7 protein-coding genes and 1 tRNA gene are annotated in these 10,685 nt (G+C 69.9%); 4 read left to right on the top strand and 4 right to left on the bottom strand.

Features of this window, described 5'->3' with window-relative positions; all coding sequences use genetic code 11:
• Positions 1-237: 237 nt before the first annotated feature.
• Both ACFWMR_RS40570 and ACFWMR_RS40575 read right to left on the bottom strand, forming a co-directional pair.
• On the bottom strand, positions 238-1,185 hold the full coding sequence (locus ACFWMR_RS40570) for a cold-shock protein (protein WP_378382230.1): 948 nt from the start codon (positions 1,183-1,185) through the stop codon (positions 238-240).
• A gap of 224 nt (positions 1,186-1,409) precedes the next feature.
• Positions 1,410-2,240, bottom strand: a complete 831-nt coding sequence (locus ACFWMR_RS40575) for an NmrA/HSCARG family protein (protein ID WP_378382231.1) — start codon at positions 2,238-2,240, stop codon at positions 1,410-1,412.
• A gap of 96 nt (positions 2,241-2,336) precedes the next feature.
• Between ACFWMR_RS40575 and ACFWMR_RS40580 the strand changes: the two genes are divergently transcribed.
• The gene (locus tag ACFWMR_RS40580) at positions 2,337-2,996 is read left to right on the top strand and encodes a TetR/AcrR family transcriptional regulator (RefSeq protein ID WP_378382232.1); all 660 of its coding nucleotides are present in this window, start codon (positions 2,337-2,339) and stop codon (positions 2,994-2,996) included.
• Between the two features lie 143 nt (positions 2,997-3,139).
• On the opposite strand, the gene ACFWMR_RS40585 is transcribed toward ACFWMR_RS40580, so the two are convergent.
• Positions 3,140-3,215, bottom strand: a tRNA-Thr gene (locus ACFWMR_RS40585).
• A gap of 44 nt (positions 3,216-3,259) precedes the next feature.
• The gene (locus ACFWMR_RS40590) at positions 3,260-4,834 is read right to left on the bottom strand and encodes an alkaline phosphatase D family protein (protein ID WP_378382234.1); all 1,575 of its coding nucleotides are present in this window, start codon (positions 4,832-4,834) and stop codon (positions 3,260-3,262) included.
• Between the two features lie 143 nt (positions 4,835-4,977).
• Here ACFWMR_RS40590 and ACFWMR_RS40595 point away from each other — a divergent pair, with 143 nt between their 5' ends.
• From ACFWMR_RS40595 to otsB, 3 genes are all read left to right on the top strand, one after another.
• On the top strand, positions 4,978-6,543 hold the full coding sequence (locus ACFWMR_RS40595; RefSeq protein WP_093935374.1) for a threonine/serine exporter family protein: 1,566 nt from the start codon (positions 4,978-4,980) through the stop codon (positions 6,541-6,543).
• 94 nt (positions 6,544-6,637) lie between these two features.
• Entirely contained in the window at positions 6,638-8,077 is a 1,440-nt protein-coding gene (locus ACFWMR_RS40600) for an alpha,alpha-trehalose-phosphate synthase (UDP-forming) (protein WP_093935375.1), read from the top strand.
• Between the two features lie 37 nt (positions 8,078-8,114).
• The gene (gene otsB, locus ACFWMR_RS40605) at positions 8,115-10,643 is read left to right on the top strand and encodes a trehalose-phosphatase (RefSeq protein WP_378382233.1); all 2,529 of its coding nucleotides are present in this window, start codon (positions 8,115-8,117) and stop codon (positions 10,641-10,643) included.
• The last annotated feature ends 42 nt before the right edge of the window (positions 10,644-10,685 follow it).

The following is a 10,685-nucleotide window of genomic DNA, read 5'->3' on the forward strand; positions in this document are numbered from 1 at the left end:
CTTTCCGCTCATGCGATGAGAGGAAAGTCCCCTTCACCTCGCTCATGTCTCCTGAACGCAAAGTCCGTGAAGGCCTCCTTCATTGCCACTCACGACCCTGCACAGAAAAGCTTATACAAGCATGAATCAAACATCTGATCGCCGATAAATGCCCCATGTGGACACTCAGGGCACGGCCGACCCCGTCGGCCAGTTCAGAACCATGCCTTCAAGGCAGCCATCGGTGGGGCCGCCTCGTCAGAGGCGTTCGATGCGGTCGGCCTGCGGGCCCCGGTCGCCCTGACGCACCGCGTACCGGACCCGGTCACCCTTCTGCAGCGGCTCCGACCCCATGATCACGGACACGTGGGCGAAGAGATCGTCGCCGCCTGCGTCCGGGGTGATGAAGCCGAAGCCGCGGTCGGCGTCGTAGCGCGCGACGACGCCCTCGCCGCCTCGTACGGGCACGTCCCGCGCCGCCGGCCCCGCGGCCGCGGCAGGTGCCGACCGCTGCGGCGCCGTCTGGGGCTCGGCGCCCCGGACCAGGTGCACGTCGCGGGCCTGCGGGCCCTTGTCCCCACTGGCCACCTCGTAGGCGACGCGGTCGCCCTCCGCGAGCCACGTCAGCCCCTCGGCCAGGGCCCGGGCGTGAACGAAGACGTCCCCGGCGCCGGAGTCGGGGTTGATGAAGCCGAAGCCCTTGTCCTCGTCGTACCAGGCCACCGTGCCGTCGGCACCGTCCGCGATACCGGCCGCGGCGGGTGAGCCGGCCCCCGCTCCCAGCGGGATCACGTGCTCGGCCTGCGGGCCGCGCTCGCCTTCGACGATCAGGAAGGCCACCCGCTGCCCCTCGGTGACCACGCCGCCGGTCACGATGGCGGAGCTGTGCACGAAGATGTCGGCGCCGCCGCCGTCCGGCGACGCGAAGCCGTAGCCCTTGCCCGGCTCGTACCAGTTGACGGTGCCGAGCAGGCCCACGGCGCTGCCGGTGGCCGCATCGGCGGTGACGCGAACGCGCAGCGCCTGGGGCCCGCGGTCGTTCTCGCCGACCTCGAACACGACGGCCTGACCCTCGCGGAGCATTTTCGCGCCGCCGTCCCCGACGATCTCGGAGGCGTGCACGAACACGTCCGGCGAGTCGTCCTCGGGCGCGAGGAAGCCGAAACCCCGTTCGGCGTCGAACCAACGGACGGTCCCTTGCGGCATAAAAGGCTCCAGGTCGAGAGGGCGGGCTTTGGCCCCCAGTCTCTCTGACAGACCTCCGGTCCGTCGGGCCGGGCCCACCGGCGGGCGGTGCGGAGCCAGGGGCGGGCCGTTGGTGGTCACAGGAATCGGGTGCGGACGACCTCGTAGGTGACCTTGCCGTGGGCGGTCGCCCACAGGGCGTCGGGGTGGAACAGCGCCGCGATGGCGCTGACGTCGGGAGCAGGTCAGCGGGCTGAGAGTGCGTTACGCAGGAACGCGTCGAAGCGCTGAAGCCAGGGGAAGTCGGTGCGCAAGGTGGGGATGTCGGCCTGGTAGCCGTCCTCGGCGAACCACTGGTACATCCGTTCCTCGATCGGCTTGGGCGCCAGCCGCGTGCGGACGCCGGTCACCTGCTGGTACGTCGCCGCCACCTGCTCGAAGCTCACGGCGTCCCCGGCGATCGCCAGCCGGGTGCCGAGGTAGGCCTCGGGCTCGGCGAACGCGGCGGCGGCGATCCGGCCGATGTCCGAGGCCGCGATCATCTGCATCGGGCGATCGGGGACCACCGGCAGTTCCAGGACGCGTTCGTCGGTGGCGTCGGCGTACCAGAGCAGATTGTCCATGAAGAACACCGGCCGCAGGATCGTCGCCGACGGGAAGGTGTCGGCGATGTGCTCCTCGATGCGGGTCTTGGACTCGAAGTGGTCGATGCCCGTGGCGCGTTCGGCACCGTCGACCGAGCTGTAGACCAGGTGCGCGACATCCGCGGTCCGGGCGGCGTCGGCCAGGGCGATCCCGCGGCGGACCTCGGTGGCCAGTTCCTCTTCGGTGACGGCCAGCGGCTGGACGCTGAACACGCCGTGCGCGCCGGCGGTCGCCCGGGCCAGTGACTCCGCGTCATCGAGGTCGCCGTGGACCAGGGTCGCACCGGCGCGGGCCAGGGCACGGGCGATGGCCGCGTCCGTGTCCCGCACCAGGGCCCGCACGTTCCAGCCGTCGGCGAGCAGTGCCCGGGCGGCGCCGCCGCCCTGGTTTCCGGTCGCTCCGGCGACGAGCACGGTCTTGTTCGAAGGCACAGGATCCTCGCTTTCCTTAGTCCGGAGCAATGTGCTCCGCACATCGAGGACACTACTTGCGGAGCGTTTCACTCCGCAAGGTCTAGGATGACGAGCATGGCCATCTCCAGACAGCAGCAGGCCCGGCAGGCCGAGGTCGCCCGCAACGACCAGGCTCTCCTGGAGGCCGCCCGGCGGGTGTTCGCCCGCGACGGGGCCAACGCCTCGGTCAACGCGATCGCCGAGGTCGCCGGAGTCGGCGTGGGCACGCTCTACCGGCGCTACAACGGCAAGGCCGCCCTGTACGAACGACTGCTGGTGCTGTCGAACCAGCAATGGTCGGCGGCCGTGCACACGGCCGCCGACCACTCCGACCCGTGGCAGGGCCTGCAGAACCTGGTCATCGAGAGCGTCGAGTACGGCCAAGGCACCCTGGCCCCGCTGGGGAGGCTGACCTCGCTGCCCCCGCAGATGGCCGACCTCGCGGCCGCCGCAGACCGGGACTTCGCCGCCCTGGTGGACCGCGCGCGCGAGTGCGGCGGACTACGCGGGGACGTGACCGCGACCGACATCCTCCTGCTCATCGAGCAGCTGGGCCGTTCGCCTCTGATCGAGCAGATCCAGGACCTGGACGACGCCTCGCTCACCGCCGAAGCGCGGGCCGCCCGGCGCCGCCTGATCGCGATCGCCCTGGGCGGCCTCGCCGCCAGGCCGAACGTCGACCTCCCCGGGACGCCCCCCGCGCAACGCCTGCTGACGGCGCGTTGGCAGACCTGACCCGACTCGTCCGCGCGGGGTCGCTCCGCCGTCCGGGAGCGTCCTGGGCCATGCCGGCGATCCGCGAGCCAATGACACCAAGGAAAATGCGAACAAGAATCACGTGACGCGCCGAATTGGCAGGCCACCCTGCCATGTTGATCTGGAGCCGCCAAGGGGGCTCGAACCCCTGACCTTCTGTTTACAAGACAGATGCTCTACCAGCTGAGCTATAGCGGCCTTGCCCAGGACAGCCCGGGCGAGCCCAGTATATCGGCGCCCCCTCAACCCTCCGCAGGCCGCACCCAGGGCTCCCCGGCCACCGTCCGGAAGGCGTGCGCGAACGTCACGGAGGTCGCCGGATCGCGACGGTCGGCGACGTAGTGCCAGTTCATCCGGACGGCCTCCGGTGTCACTTCCAGGACGCAGGGCCCGTGTGAGTCGAGCTCGACGAAACGCACGTGCGGGTTCAGCGCGCGGATCGCGGCTTCGACCTTGAGCGAGCCGGTCCGCGGCGGGACGCCGAGCTGTTCGTCGATGTTGTCGGAGGTGACCGACGGGCAGACGAACTCCACCGCGACGCTCGTCCCGTCCCGCGGCACGTCGTTCGCCCAAGACGAGTGGACGTCGCCGGTCAGGAACACGGTGTTGCCTCGCCCTTGCGCGGCGATGGTGTCCAGGACGCGGCGGCGGTCGGCGGTGTAGCCGTCCCACTGGTCGGTGTTCACCGTGGTCGGCTGGCCGTCGAGCAGGCCGTCCAGCGCGAGCTTCTCGCGGCTGGGCAGTGCGGGGATCTTCAGCGGCGTGACCATCACTGAGTTGCCGATCAGGTTCCACGACGCCGTCCCGCGCGCGAGGCCGTCCAGGAACCAGCGCCGCTGCTCGGCGCCGAGGATCGTGCCGTCCGCCGAAGCCGAAGCGGGCTGCTGGGTCCGGTAGGTGCGCAGGTCCAGCATGGTGAGGTCGGCCAGCCTCCCGAACTTCAGCCGCCGGTAGAGCCGGTCGCCGCGATGCCGCACCGGCATCCATTCGAAGTACGCCTGGTGCGCCGCCCGCATCCGATCGCGCCAGCTGCCCTCGGTCGCCGGATCGTGTGACGGCGAGCCGCCGGACCAGGCGTTGTCGGCCGCCTCGTGGTCGTCCCAGGTGGCGATCATCGGATGGCGGGCGTGGAGCCGCCGCAACTGTTCGTCGGTCTTGTACATCGCGTGGCGTTGCCGGTAATCCGCCAGGGTGATCAACTCGTTGGGCGGTACCGAGGGCCGAAGATCACCAGCAGGGTTGGGATCTCCCTCGTAGAGGTAGTCACCCAGGTGAATGAAGGCGTCCAGATCGTCGCGGCCGGACAGATAGCCGTAGGGGGCGAAGTGACCGACAGCCCAGTTCGCACAAGAGACCACGCCGAACCGCAGCCTCGCGACGTCGTCGTCGTGCGAAGGCGCGGTGCGCGTCCGCCCGGTCGGCGAGACCCTCCCCTGAGACGTGAACCGGTACCAATACCCGGTCGACGCGCGGAGCCCGCCGGCCGTCACCTTGACCGTGTGGTCGCGTTCCGGCCCGGTCCGGACGTGACCGCGAGCGACGACGTCCGCGAATCCGGCGTCCTTCGCCACCTCCCAACGGACGTCCACCGCCACGCCTTTTCCGGATCCCGGAATCGCCTCGGGCGAGAGGGTGACCCGGGTCCAGAGAAGCACCGAATCGGGCATCGGGTCACCCGAGGCCACCCCGTGCGCGAAAACCGGGGGCTCCGCCCCGCTAGATGCACCCGAAAGGGTGAATGCCGCCGCTGTCCCGGCCGTCGTGACACCGGCCGCACGAAGGATGGATCGCCTGCTCAAAGAGGACGCCATGCCCATCAGTGTGCCGCAGACCGGCGACGTCACGATGATCTTCCTCCGACGTGGCGGACGCCACTTCGGGTTTCCTGCAACAGTCAGGGCGCCGGCCCCGATGGTCCTCGGGAAAGTCCCTATGAGACGAGTGAGGAGGTGGATCGATCATGAAGATCAACGAGCACACCAAGAGGGCCCAGCGCGGCGAACGCGGTGTCGAAAAGAACCAGGACGAAACACCCGAACGCGGCGAATGGCTGCTGGAAGCGCCACGCCAACGTGACGGAGAGCGATCGATCCACCAGGCTCGCTCGCACCGGCCGAACCTGCTGCGCCGCCGCGCCTGGCAGATCCTCGAAGCCCCGACGGCCGAGCAGCCCGCCGTCGACGGCGAAGAGGCGATGGGCCCGAAGCCGCCCGACGACACGACGGTCAACTTCGTCCTGGATCTCGTCCTGCGCATCGGCGAGGTCCAGATGTCCAGCGGCGCCGGCGCCTCCGACGTCACGGCGACGATCATCGCGCTGACCTCCGCGCTCGGCCTCCCGCACTGCGAGGTCGACGTGATCTTCACGTCGATCACGGTGACCTGCCACCGCGGCACCGACATGGCGCCGGTGACGGCGCTGCGCGTGGTCCGCTCGCGCAGCCTCGACTACACGCGGCTCACCCAGACGGAGACCCTGGTCCGCCGGATCGTCCGCGGGAACATCGGCGCCGAAGAGGCCCAGCAGGAACTCCAGCGGATCACCACCGCGCCGCACCCGTACCCGCGTTGGGTGGCCACGGCCGCCTGGGGCGGGCTGGCCGCGTTCATCACCCTGATCCTCGGCGGCAGCATCGACGTCGCGCTGGTCGCGATGGTGATCAGCGCCGTCATCGACCGGCTCGGCCGCTTCCTGAACCGCTACGCGCTGCCGTTCTTCTTCCAGCAGGTGATCGGCGGCCTGGTCGCGACCTTGTCCGCGATGGCGATAGTCAGCAGCGGATTGCTCACCACGGACAAACCCACGCTGGTCGTCGCGGCGGCCGTCACCGTGCTGCTGTCCGGTCTTTCCACCGTCTCGGCCGTGCAGGACGCCATCACCGGCTACTACGTCACGGCGGCCGGGCGCACGATGGAAACCGCGCTGATGAGTGCCGGGCTGATCGCGGGCGTCGTACTCGCCCTGAAGATCGCGAAGCTGATCCAGATGCCGCTCACCCCGCTGCCCGAGGTCGTCTCCTCGACGCCCCAGGACCTGCCGATCATCATCATCGGCAGCATCGGCGCTTCGGCCTGCTTCGCGTTCGCCTCGTATTCGACCCTGCGCGCGATGATCGTCGCGGGAGCGGCGGGCGCGGTCGGCGGCGCGGTCTACGGCGCCTTGATGGTGACCGGCTTCGAAGGCGTGAGCTCGTCGGCGATCGCCGCCACGCTGGTCGGATTCTGCGGCGGCGTGCTCGCCAGGCGGCTCAAGGTGACGCCGCTCGTGGTGGCTGTGTCCGGCATCACGCCCCTTCTCCCCGGTCTCTCCACCTATCGTGGTCTATACCAATTGGGCGTCGAGCCCGGCGGCAACATCTCGACGCTCATGACGGCCGTCGCCGTGGGCCTCGCCCTGGCAGCGGGCGTCGTGCTCGGCGAATACCTCGCGCAGCCGGTGCGCACGGGGCTCGGCAGGCTGGAACGCAAATTCGCCGGGCCGCGGATGGCGGGGCCGATGGAACCCGCCGAACGGCGCTTGGAGTGATCGCTCGGCCACCGGCCGCGACCTCCTCGCGCGATAGGGTTTCCCCTTAGGGCAGCGACCCGCGAGTTTGAGGGAGCGGCTGGTGGACGAAGCAATGGCCGAGACGAGCAGGACGGCCTCCGCGGATTTCGTGGTGGTGGCGAACCGGCTCCCGGTGGACCTCGAACGGACCGCCGACGGGAGCAGGCGGTGGACGGCGAGCCCCGGCGGACTGGTGTCCGCGCTCGAACCGTTCCTCCGGTCCCGCAAGGGTGCCTGGGTCGGCTGGCCGGGTGTGCCCGACGTCGAGGTCGACGAGTTCGACGACGACGGCCTGGTCCTGCACCCGGTCTCCCTGACCTCGGACGACGTCCGCGACTACTACGAGGGTTTCTCCAACGCGACGCTCTGGCCGCTGTACCACGACGTGGTGGCGCGGCCGGTGTTCGACCGGAGCTGGTGGGAGTCCTACGTCCGGGTGAACAAGCGCTTCGCCGAGGCGAGCGCGAAGGTCGCCGCCGAGGGCGCGACCGTGTGGATCCAGGACTACCAGCTCCAGCTGGTCCCGGCGATGCTCCGCGAACTGCGCCCGGATCTCCGGATCGGGTTCTTCCTGCACATCCCGTTTCCCCCGGTCGAGTTGTTCATGCAGATGCCGTGGCGGACCGAGATCGTCCGCGGCCTGGTCGGCGCCGACCTCGTCGGTTTCCACCGGCCGGGTGGCGCGCAGAACTTCCTCTGGCTGGCGCGGCAGCTGGCCGGTCTCGAATCCAGCCGCGGCGCGGTCGGCATCCGTACCCGCCCCGGCCTGATGCAGGTCGGCGACCGCACGGTCCGGGTCGGCGCGTTCCCGATCTCCATCGACGCCATCGGCCTCGACAAACTCGCGAAGACCAAGGGCGTCGCCGAACGCGCCGCCCAGCTGCGGCACGACCTGGGCAACCCGAAGAAGGTCCTGCTCGGCGTCGACAGGCTCGACTACACCAAGGGCATCGACCTGCGGTTGCAGGCACTGCACGAGCTGCTGCACGAAGGCCGCGTCCGTCCGGAGGACGTCACGTTCGTCCAGCTGGCCACCCCGAGCCGCGAACGCGTCGAGCACTACCAGCGGATGCGCGGCGACATCGAGCAGATGGTCGGACGGATCAACGGCGAATTCGCCCGCGTGGGTCACCCGGTCGTGCATTATCTGCACCAGTCCGTGAACCGGACGGAGCTGGCCGCGTTCTTTTCGGCGGCCGATGTCATGGTGGTGACCCCCCTGCGTGACGGGATGAACCTCGTCTGCAAGGAGTACGTCGCCTGCCGCCACGACCTGGGCGGCTCGCTCGTGCTTTCGGAGTTCGCCGGCGCCGCGGCGGAGCTGACCAGTGCGCTACTGGTCAACCCGCATGACCTGGACGGGGTGAAGAACGCCTTGGAGACAGCCATTACGCTCGACCCCGCAGAGGGCCGCCGCCGTATGCGCGCCATGCGTCGCCAAGTCCTCACGCACGACGTCGACCGCTGGGCGCGCTCTTTCCTCCAGGCGCTCGGTGCCGAACCGGCCGACTGAGACTTCCCCCATACCCCGCATAGCTCGAGGAGAATCGTTGACCGCCGAGGCACTGCCCGCCGAGCTGCGGCGAGCGATCGTTCAGGTCGCCCGCACGCCGCGGCTGCTGGTCGCCTGCGACTACGACGGCACGCTGGCTCCGATCACGGCCAACCCGGACGAAGCCCGGCCGCTGCCCGAATCGGTAGGCGCACTCAGGTCGCTCGCAGGCCTGCACGAGACGACCACCGCGGTCATCTCCGGCCGCGCGTTGCGCGATCTCGCCACCCTGTCCCGTCTCCCCGCCGAAGTGAACTTGGTCGGCAGCCACGGATCCGAGTTCGACATCGGCTTCATCCACGCGCTCGACGACAAGGCCCGCGAGCTCCACAGACGGCTCGAAGCCGAGCTGGAAGACCTGGTGCTCGACGTGCCGGGCGTCTCGCTCGAGGTCAAGCCCGCGAGTATCGCGGTGCACGTCCGCCGGGCCGAGCACGAGGCTGGCCGCCGCGTCCTGCGCGATGTCCACAATGGACCTTCGAAGTGGGAGGGCGTGTCCACGACCGACGGCAAGGAGGTCGTCGAGCTCGCGGTCGTCCAGACGGACAAGGGCCGCGCGCTGGACACCCTGCGCCACCAGGTCGGCGCGACCGCGGCGATCTTCCTCGGCGACGACGTCACCGACGAGAAGGCGTTCGCCCGGATCTCCGGCCCGGACCTCGGCGTGAAGGTCGGCGAGGGCGAAAGCCTCGCGCAGTACCGCGTCCCGGACACCGTCGACGTCGCGATGGCGCTCGCCTTCCTGCTCGAAGAGCGGCGCAACTGGCTCTACGGCGAGCAGGCGCCGCCGATCGAGCGGCTTTCCTTGCTGGCCAACGAACGATCGGTCGCGCTCGTCACGCCGGACGCCCGGCTGACCTGGCTGTGCCACCCCGGCCCCGACGCGCCCGCGGTGTTCGCGGACCTGCTGGGCGGCGCCGGCGCGGGACACTTCTCGATCAAGCCGCACCGCAACGGCCTGCCGCTCGGGCAGCGCTACCTGCCGAACACGATGACGGTCGAGACCCGCTGGTCCCGGCTGCTCGTCACCGACTACCTCGAACCGGAGAGTCCCGCGCACCGCACGGATCTCGTCCGGGTGATCTCGGGCGAGACGGCGGCGGAGGTCGTGTTCGCGCCGCGGCCCGAATTCGGTGGCGTACCGGTGAAACTGGTCGCCGAGGGCGACGGGATCCTGGTACAGGGCACCTCGGAGCCGTTCGCGCTGCGCTCACCGGGTGTGAAGTGGGAAATCACCTCTGACGGCATGAACGACACCGCGTCGGCGCTCGTCACGCCCACTCCCGAGAACCCGGTGGTGCTCGAACTCCGTTGCGGCACCTCGGATCTCGGCGCGCACGAACTGTCCGAAGTGGAGCGACGGTCCCGGGCGGGCGACTACTGGAGCACCTGGGCGCAGACGCTCAAACTGCCCAGTGTCCAGACCGACCTCGTCGGCCGCTCGGCGCTGACGCTGCGCGGGCTCGTCAACACCGACACCGGCGGCGTGCTCGCGGCGGCGACGTCGTCGCTGCCGGAGGAGATCGGCGGCGTCCGCAACTGGGACTACCGGTACTGCTGGATCCGCGACGCGGCCATGACCGTGCGCGAACTGGTCCACCTCGGCTCGACCGAAGAGGCGGAAGGCTACCTCCGCTGGCTGCACGGTGTGCTGGCCACTCTGGCCGGTCCGGAACGGCTGCACCCGCTGTACACCCTGTCCGGCAGCGTGATCGGTGCCGAAGCTGTCATCGAATCGCTGCCCGGGTACGCCGGTTCGCGGCCGGTCCGCGTCGGCAACCTGGCGAACCATCAGGTGCAGCTGGACGTCTTCGGCCCGGTCGTCGAACTCGTGCAGACGCTGGCGGAAGCGCGCGGCGGGCTGCGCGACGAGGACTGGCAGCTGGTGCGCGCGATGGCCGAAGCCGTCACGCGGCGCTGGAACGAGCCGGACCACGGCATCTGGGAGGAGCGGCACGTGCCGCGCCACCGGGTGTACTCGCGGGTGATGTGCTGGGTGACCATCGACAGGGCGATCAAGCTGGGCGAAGTCTACGGCCGTCAGGTGCCGGGCGCGTGGCCTTCGCTGCGTGACGAGATCTCCGCCGACGTGCTGTCGAAGGGCTGGAACGAAGAGGTCCAGGCCTTCACCACCGCCTACGACGGAACGGATCTCGACGCCGCGTCGCTGTTCGTCGGGCTGACCGGGCTGATCGATCCGGCCGACCCGCGGTTCCAGTCGACGGTGACCGCGATCGAGGCGGAACTGCGCAGTGGGTCCACTGTGTACCGATACCGCCGCGACGACGGCCTCCCCGGCGGCGAGGGCGGCTTCCACATCTGCGCGGCCTGGCTCATCGAGGCGTACCTGCTCACCGGGCGGCGCACCGAGGCCGAGGAACTGTTCACGCAGATCGTCGACGCCGCGGGCCCGACCGGCCTGCTGCCCGAGCAGTACGACCCGATCGCGGAACGCTCGCTGGGCAACCACCCGCAGGCGTACTCGCACATCGGGCTGATCCGCTGCGCGAACCTGCTGTCCAAGTAGAGAAGTACATGAAGGCCCCCTTGCTTGCGCTAGGCGCAAGCA

The sequence above is a fragment of the Amycolatopsis thailandensis genome, assembly GCF_042723255.1.
Taxonomy (GTDB): domain Bacteria; phylum Actinomycetota; class Actinomycetes; order Mycobacteriales; family Pseudonocardiaceae; genus Amycolatopsis; species Amycolatopsis thailandensis.

Excerpts from the sequence above, each read along its gene's own strand:
- ACFWMR_RS40590 (WP_378382234.1), bottom strand. The coding sequence starts at position 4,834 with ATGGGCATGGCGTCCTCTTTGAGCAGGCGATCCATCCTTCGTGCGGCC.
- ACFWMR_RS40580 (WP_378382232.1), top strand. The coding sequence starts at position 2,337 with ATGGCCATCTCCAGACAGCAGCAGGCCCGGCAGGCCGAGGTCGCCCGC.
- ACFWMR_RS40595 (WP_093935374.1), top strand. The coding sequence starts at position 4,978 with ATGAAGATCAACGAGCACACCAAGAGGGCCCAGCGCGGCGAACGCGGT.
- ACFWMR_RS40600 (WP_093935375.1), top strand. The coding sequence starts at position 6,638 with ATGGCCGAGACGAGCAGGACGGCCTCCGCGGATTTCGTGGTGGTGGCG.
- ACFWMR_RS40570 (WP_378382230.1), bottom strand. The coding sequence starts at position 1,185 with ATGCCGCAAGGGACCGTCCGTTGGTTCGACGCCGAACGGGGTTTCGGC.